The following is a 16,730-nucleotide window of genomic DNA, read 5'->3' as shown; positions in this document are numbered from 1 at the left end:
AACAACACTACTGTTTAGGAGCTGAAAACATGCCTTCGTATTTAGAAAAGCGGTCCATACGCTATCCGATTTTTGGATTGATGGGCATAACAGTGGTGCTTCTCGGTATATTGGCGTACTACAATTGGCTTTTTGCACTAATTGGGCTGTTTATGGCCATCCTTCCTTTCTACTATCTTTTTCAGCTGATTCAGAAGCATCGGAAGGAGACGGAAGAATACATCTCGACCCTTTCCTACAGGGTGAAAAAAGTCGGCGAAGAAGCTCTGATGGAAATGCCGATCGGGATCATGCTCATTAATGATGAGTATTACATTGAATGGACCAATCCCTTTTTAGCATCCTGCTTCGATGAAGATACGCTAGTCGGAAGATCGCTTTATGATGTCGCGGATTCGCTTGTTCCACTGATCAAACAAGAAGTGGAAACCGAAATCATTACCCTTCACGACCGCAAATTCCGGGTGATCCATAAACCGGAAGAGCGCCTATTATACTTTTTTGATGTCACGGAACAGACCGAAATTGAAAAAATGTATCAGGAAGAACGGACGGTTATCGCCATTATTTTCCTAGATAATTATGATGAACTGACTCAGGGGATGGATGACCAGACAAAAAGCAGCCTCAATAGCCTGGTGACCCAGATTTTGAATAAATGGGCACAGGACAATGGGGTCTTCTTGAAGAGAGTCTCATCTGAGCGGTTTATCGCGGTATTTAATGAACATATTCTGCAGCTTCTGGAAAAAGGGAAGTTCACGATTCTTGATGATGTCCGGGAAACCACTTCCAAGCAAAACGTTCCATTAACGTTAAGCGTAGGTGTCGGGACAGGGGTCTCTTCCCTTCCTGAGCTTGGTTCACTGGCCCAGTCCAGCTTAGACCTGGCATTAGGCCGCGGCGGAGACCAGGTGGCCATCAAACAGACGAACGGGAAGGTTAAATTCTTCGGGGGGAAAACCAATCCTGTTGAAAAAAGAACACGGGTCCGTGCACGCGTGATTTCCCATGCGCTGAAGGAATTGATTTCCGAAAGCGATAAAGTGATCATCATGGGTCACAAAAGCCCGGATATGGATGCGATTGGAGCGGCCATCGGTATTCAGAAGGTGGCGCGCCTGAATCAGCGTGAAGGCTATGTGGTTGTGAATTTCAATGAACTCGATACAGGTGTCAGAAGGATGATGAAGGAAATTGAAAAGAATGAAGAGCTCTTTTCTAAATTCATCACCCCGGAACAGGCGATGGAAATTGCAACAGACGATACCCTGCTTGTGGTCGTTGACACCCACAAGCCATCCATGGTGATTGAGGAAAAGCTGCTTCATAAGATTGAACATGTTGTCGTCATCGACCATCACCGCCGCGCTGAAGAGTTCATCCATAACCCTCTGCTGGTTTATATGGAGCCGTATGCCTCCTCCACAGCAGAACTGGTGACAGAGCTTCTGGAGTATCAGCCGAAAAACGGCAGAATCGAAATGCTGGAAGCAACGGCCCTGCTTGCCGGGATTATTGTCGATACGAAGAGTTTTTCACTGCGGACAGGATCCAGAACGTTTGATGCGGCTTCCTATCTGCGCGGACAGGGTGCAGATACCGTGCTCGTCCAAAAGTTCTTAAAAGAGGATGTAGATACCTACATCAAGCGGGCTAAGCTGATTGAAACCGTTCAATTTTACAGAGAAGGAATTGCGATTGCCAAGGGACAGCCGGATCAGATATTTGACCAGGTGCTGATTGCCCAGACAGCAGACACCCTGCTGACGATGGATGGTGTGGTTGCTTCATTTGTCATTTCAAACCGCTCTGAAAACATGATAGGGGTCAGCGCACGTTCCCTCGGGGATATCAATGTCCAGGTGATCATGGAAAACCTTGAAGGCGGCGGACACTTAACAAATGCTGCCACACAGCTTCACGATGCAACACTTGATGATGTTGAGGTCCGATTAAAAGAGGCTATAGATGAATACTTTGAAGGGAGAAAAAAAGAATGAAAGTAATCTTTTTAAAAGACGTTAAAGGCAAGGGCAAAAAAGGCGAAGTGAAAAATGTAGCAGATGGCTATGCACATAACTTTTTAATTAAGCAAGGGCTTGCTGTCGAAGCAAACCAGGCCAATGTCAGCAGCCTGAACGCCCAAAAGAAGAAGGAAGTTAAGCTTGCAGAAGAAGAATTGGCTGATGCAAAAAAACTAAAAGAAACACTTGAAAAACTGACTGTTGAATTTACAGCTAAATCAGGTGAAGGCGGCCGCCTTTTCGGCTCCATCACAAGCAAGCAAATTGCTGAAGAGCTTCAAAAGAAGCACAGCATCAAAATCGACAAGCGCAAAATCGAAATGGAAGATGCGATCCGCACGCTCGGATACACTAAGGTTCCAGTCAAGCTTCATACCGAAGTAACGGCAACATTAAACGTACATGTAAAAGAAGCTTAAAGTGAAACTTCAATCAGTTTGACTGCGATAAACTAATATTGGAAGTAGCTTTTGCTTATAAACATGTTAAAATAAAAGGGTTGATTAAAAATGTGATCAGTTTCGGCTGGTCGCATTTTTTAAAGGGAATATAAAGGATTTTTATATAAATAGAGTATTACTTTTATGCTTTTCCAGCGCCGAAACAAGGCGCTTGCGCATTTCAATTAGGAGGTTTGAATGGATGAGTGACTTATTTGCGGATCGGCTCCCGCCTCAAAATATTGAAGCGGAACAGGCAGTGCTTGGGGCAATCTTTCTTGAACCCTCCTCTCTTACACAAGCATCAGAGATTTTGATACCTGAAGACTTCTACCGTGCGGCACACCAGAAGATTTTCAATGTGATGCTGAAGCTGAGCGACCAGGGAAAAGCGGTCGACTTAGTGACCGTGACAGAAGAGCTCAGTGCAGCGAAACTGCTGGAGGATACCGGAGGGGTTAGCTATTTAAGTGAACTGGCCGGTTCTGTCCCAACAGCAGCGAATATCGAGTACTATGCAAAGATCGTTGAAGAAAAGTCATTGCTTCGCAGGCTGATCCGGACGGCGACGGGCATTGCCCAGGACGGCTATACACGTGAGGATGAAGTAGAAGTTCTGCTGGGAGAAGCTGAGAAAAATATCATGGAGGTCGCACAGCGCAAAAACGCCGGTGCCTTTCATAATATTAAGGATGTTCTGGTCCGGACCTACGATAATATCGAGGAAATGCATAACCGTAAAGGAGATATTACAGGGATTGCGACTGGATTCGCCGAGCTGGACCGCATGACAGCCGGCTTCCAGCGCAATGACCTCATCATTGTCGGTGCCCGCCCTTCCGTGGGTAAAACAGCCTTCGCCCTGAATATCGCGCAAAACGTGGCAACGAAAACCGGGGAAAACGTCGCGATCTTCAGCCTTGAGATGGGTGCCGAACAGCTTGTCATGCGTATTCTTTGTGCAGAAGGAAATATTGATGCTCAAAGGCTTCGTACCGGCTCCCTGACGGATGAGGACTGGGGAAAGCTGACGATGGCAATGGGAAGCCTATCAAATGCAGGGATTTTTATTGATGATACCCCAGGTGTCAGAATCACAGATATTCGATCTAAGTGCCGCCGATTAAAGCAGGAGCATGGGCTTGGCATGATCCTGATCGACTACCTGCAATTAATCCTGGGAAGCGGGCGTTCGGGAGAAAACCGCCAGCAGGAAGTATCTGAAATCTCGCGTTCCCTTAAGCAATTGGCCCGTGAACTTCAGGTCCCTGTTATCGCACTGTCTCAGCTTTCCCGTGGAGTGGAACAGCGCCAGGATAAGCGCCCGATGATGTCAGATATCCGTGAATCGGGAAGTATCGAGCAGGATGCCGATATCGTGGCATTCCTATACCGTGATGACTACTACGACAAAGAATCCGAAGACAAAAACATCATTGAAATCATTATCGCCAAGCAGCGTAACGGCCCGGTTGGAACCGTTCAGCTGGCATTCGTGAAAGAGTATAATAAATTCGTAAACCTAGAGAAACGCTTTGATGATTCATTTGCGCCGCCTGGTGCATAAAGAGGGCCTGCATTTTGCATGTCCTCTTTTTTATTGTCTAGCTCCAGGCATTTCTAATTTTCTTATTTTCATATTTTCATGGTTTCACGAACATATTTTTATATTTTTATTAAAAATGTTCGTGTTTTATTGACTATCACACATCACCTTGATAAACTAAAGTGGTTGAAATAAGTTACTTAATAAAAATGATTATAGAAATTTTTAAAACCATGGGATTCCCGGAGGTGCTTTTTTAATGTCATCAGTAGTAGTTGTTGGAACACAGTGGGGAGATGAAGGGAAAGGAAAAATTACAGACTTCCTTTCTGAAAATGCAGAAGTCATCGCACGCTACCAAGGCGGAAACAATGCAGGACATACAATCAAATTCAACGGTGAAACATATAAGCTTCATTTAATTCCATCTGGAATATTTTATAGCGATAAAATTTGCACGATCGGAAACGGAATGGTTGTCGATCCTAAAGCGCTAGTAAAAGAATTGGCGTATCTTCATGACAAGGGAGTTACAACAGACAACCTGCGCATCTCAAACCGCGCACATGTCATCCTTCCATATCACCTGAAGCTTGATGAAGTGGAAGAAGAGCGCAAAGGCGCTAACAAGATCGGTACAACGAAAAAGGGTATCGGCCCTGCTTACATGGATAAAGCAGCCCGCAACGGAATCCGCATCGCGGACCTTCTTGACCGTGAAGTGTTTGAAGAAAAGCTTGCACGCAACCTTGAAGAAAAGAACCGCCTGCTTGAGCGCTTCTATGAAACAGAAGGATTTACAATCGAAGAAATCCTAGATGAATACTATGAGTACGGCCAGCAGATCAAGCATTATGTCTGCGACACTTCTGTTGTGCTTAACGACGCATTGGATGAAGGCCGCCGCGTTCTTTTCGAAGGTGCACAAGGAGTTATGCTTGATATCGACCAGGGTACTTACCCATTCGTTACATCCTCTAACCCAGTGGCTGGCGGCGTAACAATCGGTTCTGGTGTCGGCCCTACAAAAATCAAGCATGTTGTGGGTGTATCCAAGGCCTATACGACTCGTGTAGGAGACGGCCCATTCCCAACTGAGCTTGATAATGAAATCGGAAACCAGATCCGTGAAGTAGGCCGTGAATACGGTACAACAACTGGCCGTGCCCGCCGCGTCGGCTGGTTCGACAGCGTGGTTGTCCGCCATGCCCGCCGTGTCAGCGGTATTACAGACCTTTCTCTTAACTCCATCGATGTACTGACTGGAATTGAGACATTAAAAATCTGTGTAGCATACCGTCATAATGGAGAAGTAATCGAAGAGTTCCCTGCAAGCTTAAAAGTACTGGCTGAATGTGAGCCGGTATATGAAGAGCTTCCAGGCTGGACAGAAGACATCACAGGCTGCAAATCTCTGGATGAGCTTCCTGCGAATGCCCGCCACTACCTGGAGCGCGTTTCACAGCTGACAGGAATTCCATTATCGATCTTCTCAGTAGGTCCGGACCGCACACAGACAAACGTAGTCCGCAGCCCATGGAGACAAAACTAATACTTGATTGGAAAGCCCTAATGAGAATTAGGGCTTTTTTTTTGTGGGCTTGCTGTGTCTTCGGACAGGGGAAGCGGAAATTGGAGGGTGCGAGTCCGAAGTAGGTGTGTCTTCTGACAGGAAGGGGAGAAAATCCCGGGAATGAGTCCGAATCAGTTATAGTTTGTTGAAATTGGGTAAAAGAACTGCAAAATTGAGGAATAAACCATCAAAAATGGGGAATAGAATCCATAAATCAGGGAAAAGAACCTCCAATTTGGGGAAAGCAACCCCTTAAACGGGGACTCCTGTCTAAAAATCAGGCACAACCTTGCCGCAGCATTCCGCTAAAATAATATTTTTATAAAAAAGTTATTGCGTTTTTATAAAACTCTATGATATTATAAAAAGCGTCGCCAAGGTGGCAACCTTGGAAACACACATAGTACGAGCCATTAGCTCAGTCGGTAGAGCAGATTGCAGCATCAGTGAATTTCTTCACCCGAATAGCAATCTGTGACAAAGCACGCAGGGCTTTGGAACATCTGACTCAGCAGTATCAGGCTTTAGGCAACAATTATAGTACGAGCCATTAGCTCAGTCGGTAGAGCATCTGACTTTTAATCAGAGGGTCGAAGGTTCGAGTCCTTCATGGCTCACCATTTATATTTTTTTGGCCCCTTGGTCAAGCGGTTAAGACACCGCCCTTTCACGGCGGTAACACGGGTTCGAATCCCGTAGGGGTCATGGCGAATAACCGTCAGCAAACAGCTGGCAAGCCCAGCTTACTTGCTGGCGGTTATTATTTGGTCCGGTAGTTCAGTTGGTTAGAATGCCTGCCTGTCACGCAGGAGGTCGCGGGTTCGAGTCCCGTCCGGACCGCCATTTACATAAATTTGCTTCTTCTAAAATCGATTGTAAAATCGGGACAAAGGACGAAGCCAAACATTATTTAGGCAAAATAACTTAATATGGCTCAGTAGCTCAGTCGGTAGAGCAAAGGACTGAAAATCCTTGTGTCGGCGGTTCGATTCCGTCCTGAGCCATCCCAAAAAGGAGTATGTAACCAAGCATGCTCCTTTTTGTTACATTCATGTAATACAAGCAGGTTTCGGCTGCATGGCTGGTGTAATTTAGCACTCCCCTAACTCATCTTCTTTCGTACCCCTAAAAAACCCTTAGAAATAGGGATTATTTCCTACCTTTTCTTCGACAAAAACCTCTTTATTTCTTTAGAAAATTTACCATTAATAGTCATAAAATGTCAGCTATTATACATTTTTGTTACATTCCCGAGTCTAGTAATCTATTTGCTTTGCTGTATGGTAAAGTAAATATTGTGAAAAAAATAGATTGACAAATTCGTAGTTACATAGCACTAAATGAAAGTGTCTTTTGTTACCGTAGTCTAGGGGGATGTAACCATGTTCAAATGGGTGAAAAAAGTAACCTCAGCATCAGAATCTACAGCGAAGAGCTTTAATAAAACAATAAATAGAACGATCGCGGCTGGCTTTGCAGCGGCGGCTTTAACATTGGCAGGCGGCGTTTCCGCTTCTGCCAATGATGATAAGCTTGTGACGGTTTACTATGTCTATATGGGTGACGAATATATCGGAACGGTGTCGGATAAGAAAGTCATCGAGGATATGGCCGATAAAAAGATCAGTGAGGCAGAAGGTTCCTACAAGGGATTAAAGCTGGCGCTGGCATCTGAACTATCTTTTATTCCTGAGCAGGTTTTTGAGTCCAGTTCAGAAGTGAATGATCCAGAAGCGGTCAATGGCTTAAAAGATAAGATGGAAGTACATGCCGAAGCGGCAGCATTAGTCATTGGCGGCAAGGAAGTGGCTTACGTTGAAAATGACGAGCAGGCCAAAGCGGCTCTTCAGAAAATCAAGACTTCCTATGTATCAGAGAAATATTTAAAGGCTCTCGAGGAAAGAAAGGCATCTGCTAATATGCCTTTACCTCAGCTGAAGGAAAATGAAACACGTCTTTTAGATGTCCGTTTTACTGAAGATGTATCCATCTCTGAAACAACCGTGAAACCGGATCAGATCATCAGTGCAGATGAGGCTGTGAAGCTTCTTCAAAAGGGAACCCTTGAGGAAAAGAAATATGAGGTTAAAGAAGGTGACGCACTAAGCAATATCGCCAGTGCCCATAACCTTGATATGAAGCAGCTGATCGAGCTGAACAGCGTACTCAAGGAAGATTCTCTTATCAAAGCTGGACAGGAATTAAATGTGACTGTCTACAAACCGTATGTAAAAGTGATAGCAGATAAGGAAGTTTTCAAAAAAGAAAAAATCGATTATGAAAAAGAAGTCATCGAAGATAGCAGCATGCCTAAAGGCGAAACGAAAGTAAAGCAAGAAGGCAAGGAAGGCGTTCGCGCTGCAACCTATCTGATTTCTGAAGAAAACGGCCAAACGGTCAAAAAAGAAGTAAAAGAAGAAAAGGTTCTTGAAGAGCCTGTGAAACAAATTGTCATCAAGGGAACCAAGGTCATTCCATCCCGCGGTGAAGGCAGCTTTGCTTATCCTGCTGTCGGCGGCTATATCTCAAGTAAAATGGGTTACCGCTGGGGGAAAATGCATAAGGGAATAGACATTGCAAGGCCTAGCGACCGTACGATCAAAGCAGCTGATAATGGTACTGTTGTATCTGCAGGCAGAGATGGCGGCTATGGCAACAAAATCGTCATCGACCATAATAATGGCTTCCGCACGGTTTATGCCCATCTCGACTCCATCAGTGTCAGTGTTGGCCAAACCGTCTCAAAAGGCTCAAAAATCGGTGTTATGGGATCCACTGGGGATTCAACCGGTGTCCACCTGCATTTTGAAGTATACAAAAACGGAAAAATGCAAGATCCGCTTAAATATATAAAGTGAAACTTCAATCAGTGGGGGCGTACTTTTCCCCACTGATTGTTAGTTGAACCAATCGGGCCTTTACGGGCAGTTTGCCCCCACCTAGCCCTCCTTTGATACTTCAGAGACTTGAAGATGGGGGCTTACTGCCCGTTAGACTGCGATAAATAAATAATTTGCGCTAAAAAGTCTCTAGCTTTCATGCTAGAGGCTTTTGTAGTTAAGAATAAGATAAAATACCACCAAAGTTTTACAAGCCTTTGCTAATAGATGAATTCCCACTGTTAAAATGGTAAAGTAAAGTAGATAACATATGTATGAAACTGACTTCTACTGCTCCAAAAATAAATAAATGAGCAAGAAAAAGGAGATAGGTATGGATAAAAAAATTCTGGTTGTAGACGATGAGAAACCAATTGCAGATATACTGCAGTTCAATTTGAAAAAAGAAGGCTATGAAGTGGTGTGTGCCTATGACGGCAATGACGCACTCGATAAAGTAGAAGAAATCAAGCCGGATCTGATTCTGCTTGATATCATGCTTCCGCAGAGGGACGGCATTGAGGTTTGCCGCGAAGTGCGCAAGAAATACGATATGCCAATCATTATGCTGACAGCAAAGGATTCTGAAATTGATAAAGTTTTAGGCCTTGAGCTCGGTGCAGATGACTACGTTACAAAGCCGTTCAGCACGAGGGAGTTGATTGCGCGTGTGAAGGCCAACATGAGGCGCCATCAGCAAATTGCTTCCAAGACGGAAGAAGAGGAAGAATCAAACGAAATTGAAGTTGGTTCCCTGATTATTCACCCGGATGCCTACGTGGTTTCCAAGCGCGGTGAGACGATTGAATTAACACACCGTGAGTTTGAGCTTCTTCACTATTTGGCCAAACATATTGGACAAGTCATGACGAGGGAGCATCTGCTTCAGACCGTATGGGGCTACGATTACTATGGTGATGTCCGCACAGTTGACGTAACCGTAAGGAGACTGCGGGAGAAAATCGAGGATAATCCAAGCCACCCGACATGGATCGTGACAAGAAGAGGAGTCGGTTATTACTTGCGGAATCCTGAACAGGAGTAATAAGGTACATGGAAAAGGTGGGTTTTTTTCGGTCTATTCATTTGAAGTTTGTGATCATATATGTTCTTCTCATCCTGGTAGCCATGCAGATTATCGGGGTGTATTTTGTCAGGCAGCTGGAATCGACCTTAAAGGACAATTTCAAGGATGCCATTCAGGAGAGGGTTAATCTCCTCACCTATTATGTGGAAGAACAAATGACCAAGGTAAGGCCTCCTGATGAGGAAGCTCCGTCCCTGGAGGATGATATCAGAAGACTATTAAGTGATTACAACTCGGCGGATATATCCGAAGTCCGTGTGATTGAAGGAGAATCACTGAGGATACTTGGCACCTCCGATCCCGATAATCAGGGGGTTGTCGGTGGAAGGTCTACTGATAATTTAATCAAGATGGCCATAGCCACTAGGCAGCAGGTAACAGAGGATCTGGTTGACCCCCAGGGACAGCGGATATGGGTTCTCGTCACGCCTATTAAAAATAGCGGGGAAGTTAATGGAGCCATCTATCTGGTTGCTAAAATTGAAAACATCTATGAGCAGATGAGGCAGATTAATAATATTTTCACCACCGGTATAGCCATTGCATTAGCAATCACAGCAATCCTGGGCATACTCCTTGCCCAGACGGTGACACGCCCGATTTCGGATATGCGGAAACAGGCGCTTGCCATGGCAAAAGGGAACTTCTCCCGCAAGGTTAAGGTTTATGGGTATGACGAAATTGGCCAGCTGGCCATTACCTTTAACAGTTTAACAAAGAAACTTCAGGAAGCTCATGCCACGACAGAAGGCGAACGGCGAAAATTGTCCTCCGTTCTTTCTTATATGACAGATGGAGTCATCGCAACCGACCGCAAAGGGCGTGTTATTTTAATTAACGAGCCTGCAGCAAAAATGCTGAATGTTTCACGTGAAACGGTCCTGTCTTCTCCGATTGTTTCCCTGCTGGGCCTTGAAGAGGATTATAACTTTGAAGAGCTATTAAATGAGCGCGATTCGGTCATCCTGGATTACAGCAGCAAGTCGAAAACGCTGATCCTTCGCGCTAATTTCTCGGTTATCCAAAAAGAAACCGGCTTTGTCAACGGCTTAATTACTGTTTTGCATGATATCACGGAGCAGGAGAAGATTGACATGGAACGCCGCGAATTTGTTGCAAATGTATCTCATGAACTCAGGACGCCGCTGACAACGATGAGAAGCTATCTGGAGGCTCTTGCGGAAGGGGCCTGGAGAGATGAGGAGATTGCCCCAAACTTCCTGGATGTCACCCAAAATGAAACAGAGCGTATGATCCGCCTGGTCAATGATCTGCTGCAGCTGTCTAAAATGGACAGCAAGGATTACCGCTTGACCAAGGATTGGACTGATTTCATTTTCTTCTATAATAGAATTATAGACCGTTTTGAAATGACGAAGCAGCAGAATGTTACGTTTGAAAGAAAGCTTCCGGACCATTCGGCTTTTGTTGAAATAGATGAAGACAAGCTCACCCAGGTGCTGGACAATATCATCTCAAATGCACTTAAATACTCTCCAGAAGGCGGAAAAGTTACGTTCAGCATTGAGGAAAAAGATGAATTTATTATTGTCAGCGTTTCAGACCAGGGTGTAGGGATACCGAAAGAAAATATTGATCAGATTTTTGAGCGTTTTTACCGGGTGGATAAAGCCAGAACAAGAAAGCTTGGCGGAACAGGCCTTGGATTGGCCATTGCGAAAGAAATGGTGGAAGCGCATGGCGGAAAAATTTGGGCAGCGAGTACAGAAGGGAAAGGGACAACGATTTCATTTAGCCTTCCATATGTTCGCTCGGAAGAGGATGATTGGGAATGAGTTATGAAAATATAAAAACCATCATACTGACCATTCTAGTAGTGACAAGTGCCCTGCTGACCTGGAATCTTTGGACCTACCAGCCGAACTTTGAGCCAATTGAAAAAGCAAATACCGTTCAGGAAGTAACAATAGCGGAAAAAAAAGAAGTTAATCAGATTGTAAGACCGGACACCCTCTTATTCCATCTCGGGGAAAAAAAGACCTTTGGAACAGTCAGCCCCGGTGAAATCGATAATATAATTAAAGAAATCAGCGATTGGAATTTTGCTGACTTTGAAAATATCACAGAAGAAGCGGGCATTCTTCCTTCGTTTGTTCATGATGAAGGAAAAGCTGTTCTTGTGTTTCCGGATTCTGTTCCGATTGAATTATACAAATCAGTAATCAAAATTGGTGATAAGAATCTGACTAATTTTCAGTTTGACCATATTGTCATTGATACTAGGCAAGTGGAGAAAAAGGATGGAATTGTCGATTTTGTCTCAATGGATAACCGGCAGGTTTTTAGGAGCCGTGTACCTGTTTCATTTATTCAGAATTTCAAAAGCCAATTCTTCAATTTATCGGAGTATAACCCTGAATATAAAGCCTATTTTGCTTCTAAGACATCTGATGAACGAACCATCTACCTGCCTTCACAGGATACAAAAATGGCGAGATATCAGTATTTGGAGAAAAAATTGGACTCTGAACAATATAAAAATGCTCTATTCAGTGACCCAAGTGTAGTGCAGAAAAGCTTTCAGCAATCAGAGGACGAGTATAATGATACCTTAAGCTTATTGAGAGTGAATTCCGACAAAAATACCCTTCGTTATGTAAAACCGGCTGCCGGGGATAACCCGACTTTTCCGTCAGGCGACCTGCTGAAAAGGAGCATTGATTTCATTAACGGACATTCGGGGTGGACAGACAATTACCAATTTGCCGAAATAGATGAGCTGAATCATAGAGTTGTATTCCGGATGTATGATTCTTCAGGTTATCCAATTTTCAGCGATGATCCAAAAATATCCGAAATCCGCCAGATTTGGGGGCAAAATGAAATTTATGAGTATTTTCGAAGCAATTTTCAGCTTGGACTGAGTGCTGAACCCCCATCAGAAGTATCTCTAAGTTCCGGGACCCGGGTAATGGAATACTTGTTAGGTCTGGAAGGGTTTGATCCGGAATTGCTGGAGAATGTAACACTGGGATATAAGATGATGCTGGTCAAGGAAGCTCAGAACACCTTCATCCGTCTGGAGCCTTCCTGGTTTTACCGGTATGAAGGGACTTGGAAAAGCATTTCGCTTGATGAGACAGGGGGTATGGATAATGGATTGGAGTAAGATCAAAACAATCTTTATTTTAACCTTCCTGGTGCTGGATATTTATTTGATGTACGAGTTTTTCAAATTGAAGGAAGCCAGTGAATTTGAACCGATTTCACAGGCATCCCTCGAAAAGCAGCTTAAGAATGCTGATATCACATTTGAAGAGCCCCTTCCGAAAAGCAACCCGAAAGACCGGTATCTGAGGGCTAAGCCGGTGGAATTTGATATTGAAGAACTTGAGGGAGATACAAGGCTGGAGGGCCAGGAAATTACGATTTCAGAAGGGACTACTCTGAATTCTGTCCTGGACGAATCGATAAAGATCAGTGATAAATTCAGTCCTTCCGAATTATCCGCTTTTATCAAAAACAGGGTGTTATACGGCGAACAATACCGCTACTGGGAAAAACCTGAAAACAGTAATAGAATTACGTATTATCAGGAATTTGAAGGCAAGATGTTCTATATGAATTTAAATGGTGAGCTCACATTTTATTTGAATGATGAAAATGAAATTGTCTCTTATAAGCAGACACTCCTGGAAAAGATTGAATCGAAGGAAGAAAGTGAAAAAGTCATTCAGCCGATAAAGGCCGTTGAAACACTATACAAGAATGGATCACTGGAGGCTAAGTCAAAAATTACAAATGTAGAGCTTGGCTATTTTACCTTTGTGCATTTGAGCTCTTCTCAATTATTGACGCCTGCCTGGCGATTTGTCATTAATGGCGAGGAGAATTTATTTGTTGATGCCTTTCAGGGCAGTATTATTAAGCTGAACAACGAAGAGAAAAAAATAGTGGAGTGAGGAGAACATGTCTTTACAATTCAGCGTTCTCGCGAGCGGCAGTACTGGGAATGCAATCTTTGTCGAGACGGAGGATCATTCCTTTCTGGTTGATGCCGGATTAAGCGGGAAGCAAATGGAAGGTTTATTTCAGCATATTGGCCGGGACATCGGCAAGCTTTCAGGCATACTGGTGACCCATGAGCATAGTGACCATATTAAGGGTGTCGGAATTCTTGCCCGGAAGTATAACCTGCCGATCTATGCCAATGAAAAAACATGGCTGGCCATGGACGGACTGATTGGACAAGTCCCGGTTGACCAGAAGTTTCATTTTGATATGGAAACGGTGAAAACATTCGGAGCCCTTGATATTGAATCCTTTGGGGTTTCCCATGATGCGGCCGATCCCATGTTTTATGTATTCCATCATAATGGGAAAAAGCTTGTGCTGATTACCGATACAGGATATGTCAGCGACCGCATGAAAGGCCTGATTTCGAATGCGGAGGCTTATGTATTTGAAAGCAATCATGATGTCCAGATGCTTCGCATGGGTCGTTACCCGTGGAATATTAAAAGAAGGATCTTAAGCGATGTCGGCCATGTATCCAATGAGGATGCAGCCCTTGCGATGAGTGAAGTGGCCGGCGACCGGACGAAGAGCTTTTATCTCGCCCATTTAAGCCAGGATAACAATATTAAGGATCTGGCGAGAATGTCCGTATCACAGACACTTGAAAGCCGCGGGATCATTGTCGGCGAACAATTCGCCCTTTTTGATACCGATCCGAAGGTCCCAACGATTTTAACAGCCGTTTAAATATAAACCAGTAGAGGAATACACAGAGAGACATCAGTTTCCGTGTGTTCCTCTTTTTCTTTTTTGAAAAAATATAAAAAAAGTATGAACAAAGTCGTAAGATTGCTGCAGCAGATGCATTTTTGTTAGATTTTTAAAAACGGGAGAGTATAATATTGGGTATAAAGGAAGACTAAATTTTAGCATTTATATTTTAAAAGGAGCTTTTTTAACAGTGGTTTTTTGCAGATGAAAGAAAGGATGGGTGCAGTTTGGGCTATTATGATCAAGATCATCAGAACCGTTATAAAGGGCAAAAAGGCAACAAGGGCGGATATTTTTTGGCCAGCCTTGTTGGTGTCATATTAGGGGCCATCCTGGTCGTGGTTGCAGTGCCAAAGCTATCTGACTACAACGTGCTTCCTTATAAGGTTGAACCGGATGAAAAGCTGCAGGATGAAGCAGCTGAGAATAACAATAACGCCAATGTTCAGAATGTCTCACTTGATGTGACAACAGATGTAACCAAAGCGGTCGACAAAGCTGGGGATGCGGTCGTAAGCATTACGAACATCCAGACAGCCGGTTTTTGGTCGAATGAAGGAAATGGCAGTGCCGGACAGCCAGCCGGAACAGGTTCCGGAGTTATTTATAAGAAGGAAGGAAATACAGCCTTCATCGTTACAAACCACCATGTGGTAGAAGGCGCTCAGGAGCTGGAGGTAAGTTTGCAGGATGGCACCAAGCTCCCGGCAAGACTGGTTGGCAGCGACATTTGGACGGATCTTGCAGTGCTTGAAGTAGAAGGAAAGGAAATTAAAACAGTTGCCGAATTCGGCGATTCAGACACACTGAAGCCAGGTGAGCCTGTCATTGCCATCGGAAATCCTCTCGGACAGTTCTCCGGCTCTGTCACTCAGGGGATTATTTCTGGCCTAGAGCGTGCCATACCCGTCGATATCGACCAGAATGGAACAGTTGACTGGCAAGCAGAGGTACTTCAGACAGATGCCGCCATCAACCCGGGTAACAGCGGCGGAGCTTTAGTCAATATCAGCGGCCAGCTAATCGGCATCAACTCCATGAAAATTGCTGAAAGTGCGGTAGAAGGAATCGGATTGGCGATTCCGATTAACTACGCAAGGCCAGTAATTGAGGACCTCGAGAAGTTCGGAGAGGTAAAACGTCCGTATATGGGTGTACAATTGGCATCAGTCAATGAGATTCCAGGCTACTACCAGCAGGAAGCGCTGAAACTGCCTAAGGATGTTAAATCAGGTGTGGCCATCACTTCAGTTGAACCGAATTCTCCAGCTTCACAGGCAGGACTGAAGGAAATGGATGTCATCGTCGAGATGGATGGACAAGAAATCAAAGACATCATCGAATTGCGACAGCATCTATATACGAAGAAATCGGTTGGCGACCAGATGAAGATTAAGTTTTACCGCGACGGCAAAACCCAGGAAGTAACAATGAAGCTGAGCGGCGAGACATTTTAATGGAAAGACTAAATGGGAAAGCGGCAATCGCTTTCCTGTTTTTTATTGTTTTGTTAATATGAGATGTGGATAACTTATATACATACGCGAAAATAAAAATTATCCACAGATCGGATAAAAAAACAGGCTGCCAGCCTAAAAAGGAGCATGCTGAAAATGATTTACTGCTGTGACGAACACGTTGATCTGGCAATAGATATAGTGGTTGATGAGTACGAAACATTCCCGCAATTAACAAAACTTGAAGAGGATAAAAAGTTATCAACAACCTGTGAATATTGTCAAAATAACGCAATATATGTTGTAGCGAACGAATGATCTCATACAAGATGTGGATGAAAAATGTGGACATGTGGATAACTTCTGTGGATATCTTGTTTGTAAAGTGAGGACATGCTGTGAATATCTCAATTATTACGGTCGGAAAGCTAAAAGAAAAGTACCTGAAGCAGGGAATTGACGAATACCTGAAAAGACTGTCGGCCTACGCCAAAATGGACATCATCGAGGTTCCAGACGAAAAAGCCCCTGAAGAACTAAGCGAAACAGAAATGATTCAGGTGAAGCAAAAAGAAGGTGAGCGGATCCTGGCGAAGATCCATCCGGATGCCCATGTCATTGCCTTGGCTATTGAAGGGAAAATGAAATCATCGGAAGAGCTTGCTGATAATCTTGATAAGCTAGCTACATACGGGAAAAGCAAGATTGCTTTTGTCATTGGCGGGTCTCTTGGGTTAAGCCAGGAGGTATTGCAGCGGGCGGATGAAAAGCTTTCTTTTTCGAAGATGACGTTTCCGCATCAGTTGATGAAGCTGATATTATTGGAGCAAATATATAGGGCTTTTCGGATTAATCGGGGGGAACCGTATCACAAATAGTGGTAAAACAAAAAGTTAAACTTATCCTAGATAAGCACTTATTATATAGACTTTTATAAAAATAAGGATACCGTTATAACGGTATCCTTAATAA

13 protein-coding genes and 4 tRNA genes are annotated in these 16,730 nt (G+C 44.0%); all 17 read left to right on the top strand.

Annotation, left to right across the window (positions count from 1 at the left end; translation table 11 throughout):
* Window positions 1-29: 29 nt before the first annotated feature.
* The 17 genes from IRB79_RS01125 to rlmH all read left to right on the top strand — a co-directional run bounded on the left by IRB79_RS01125 (window position 30) and on the right by rlmH (window position 16,636).
* Window positions 30-2,003, top strand: a complete 1,974-nt coding sequence (locus tag IRB79_RS01125; protein WP_243506393.1) for a DHH family phosphoesterase — start codon at window positions 30-32, stop codon at window positions 2,001-2,003.
* A complete protein-coding gene (rplI, locus tag IRB79_RS01120; protein ID WP_243506392.1) occupies window positions 2,000-2,446 on the top strand; it encodes a 50S ribosomal protein L9 in 447 nt (148 codons plus the stop codon). The genes IRB79_RS01125 and rplI overlap by 4 nt, the downstream gene beginning before the upstream one ends.
* 223 nt (window positions 2,447-2,669) lie before the next feature.
* A complete protein-coding gene (gene dnaB / locus IRB79_RS01115; protein ID WP_113885492.1) occupies window positions 2,670-4,034 on the top strand; it encodes a replicative DNA helicase in 1,365 nt (454 codons plus the stop codon).
* 238 nt (window positions 4,035-4,272) lie between these two features.
* Window positions 4,273-5,565 (top strand): adenylosuccinate synthase, encoded by a 1,293-nt coding sequence (locus IRB79_RS01110; RefSeq protein WP_221877175.1) that lies wholly within the window; start codon window positions 4,273-4,275, stop codon window positions 5,563-5,565.
* 565 nt (window positions 5,566-6,130) lie between these two features.
* Window positions 6,131-6,206, top strand: a tRNA-Lys gene (locus IRB79_RS01105).
* A gap of 13 nt (window positions 6,207-6,219) precedes the next feature.
* Window positions 6,220-6,291: transfer RNA gene (locus tag IRB79_RS01100), tRNA-Glu, on the top strand.
* A 61-nt stretch (window positions 6,292-6,352) separates the two neighbouring features.
* Window positions 6,353-6,429, top strand: a tRNA-Asp gene (locus tag IRB79_RS01095).
* Window positions 6,430-6,517: 88 nt separating this feature from the next.
* Window positions 6,518-6,590: transfer RNA gene (locus tag IRB79_RS01090), tRNA-Phe, on the top strand.
* A gap of 378 nt (window positions 6,591-6,968) precedes the next feature.
* Window positions 6,969-8,444 (top strand): M23 family metallopeptidase, encoded by a 1,476-nt coding sequence (locus IRB79_RS01085; RefSeq protein ID WP_243506391.1) that lies wholly within the window; start codon window positions 6,969-6,971, stop codon window positions 8,442-8,444.
* A 355-nt stretch (window positions 8,445-8,799) separates the two neighbouring features.
* Window positions 8,800-9,510 carry a response regulator YycF gene (gene yycF / locus IRB79_RS01080; protein ID WP_221877170.1) on the top strand — a complete coding sequence of 237 codons (711 nt, stop codon included), beginning with the start codon at window positions 8,800-8,802 and terminating at the stop codon, window positions 9,508-9,510.
* 8 nt (window positions 9,511-9,518) lie between these two features.
* Entirely contained in the window at window positions 9,519-11,348 is a 1,830-nt protein-coding gene (gene walK / locus IRB79_RS01075) for a cell wall metabolism sensor histidine kinase WalK (protein WP_243506390.1), read from the top strand.
* A complete protein-coding gene (locus IRB79_RS01070) occupies window positions 11,345-12,682 on the top strand; it encodes a YycH family regulatory protein (protein WP_243506389.1) in 1,338 nt (445 codons plus the stop codon). Before walK ends, IRB79_RS01070 begins: the two co-directional genes overlap by 4 nt.
* Window positions 12,669-13,475 (top strand): two-component system regulatory protein YycI, encoded by an 807-nt coding sequence (locus IRB79_RS01065; RefSeq protein WP_243506387.1) that lies wholly within the window; start codon window positions 12,669-12,671, stop codon window positions 13,473-13,475. Before IRB79_RS01070 ends, IRB79_RS01065 begins: the two co-directional genes overlap by 14 nt.
* Window positions 13,476-13,482: 7 nt before the next feature.
* Complete coding sequence (locus tag IRB79_RS01060; RefSeq protein ID WP_243506385.1) at window positions 13,483-14,277, top strand: MBL fold metallo-hydrolase; 795 nt, start codon at window positions 13,483-13,485, stop codon at window positions 14,275-14,277.
* 251 nt (window positions 14,278-14,528) lie between these two features.
* Window positions 14,529-15,758 (top strand): S1C family serine protease, encoded by a 1,230-nt coding sequence (locus IRB79_RS01055; protein WP_243506383.1) that lies wholly within the window; start codon window positions 14,529-14,531, stop codon window positions 15,756-15,758.
* 147 nt (window positions 15,759-15,905) lie between these two features.
* Window positions 15,906-16,076: a CxxH/CxxC protein gene (locus tag IRB79_RS01050; protein WP_374940688.1), complete on the top strand. Its 171-nt coding sequence runs from the start codon at window positions 15,906-15,908 to the stop codon at window positions 16,074-16,076.
* 80 nt (window positions 16,077-16,156) lie between these two features.
* Window positions 16,157-16,636, top strand: coding sequence for a 23S rRNA (pseudouridine(1915)-N(3))-methyltransferase RlmH (rlmH, locus tag IRB79_RS01045; RefSeq protein WP_243506381.1), 480 nt, complete (start codon window positions 16,157-16,159; stop codon window positions 16,634-16,636).
* The last annotated feature ends 94 nt before the right edge of the window (window positions 16,637-16,730 follow it).

This window comes from Cytobacillus oceanisediminis (assembly GCF_022811925.1).
In the GTDB taxonomy this organism is placed as follows: domain Bacteria; phylum Bacillota; class Bacilli; order Bacillales; family Cytobacillaceae; genus Cytobacillus; species Cytobacillus oceanisediminis_D.
Note: the sequence above shows the minus strand (reverse complement) of the source record. Positions and strands in the feature narration are given on the sequence as shown.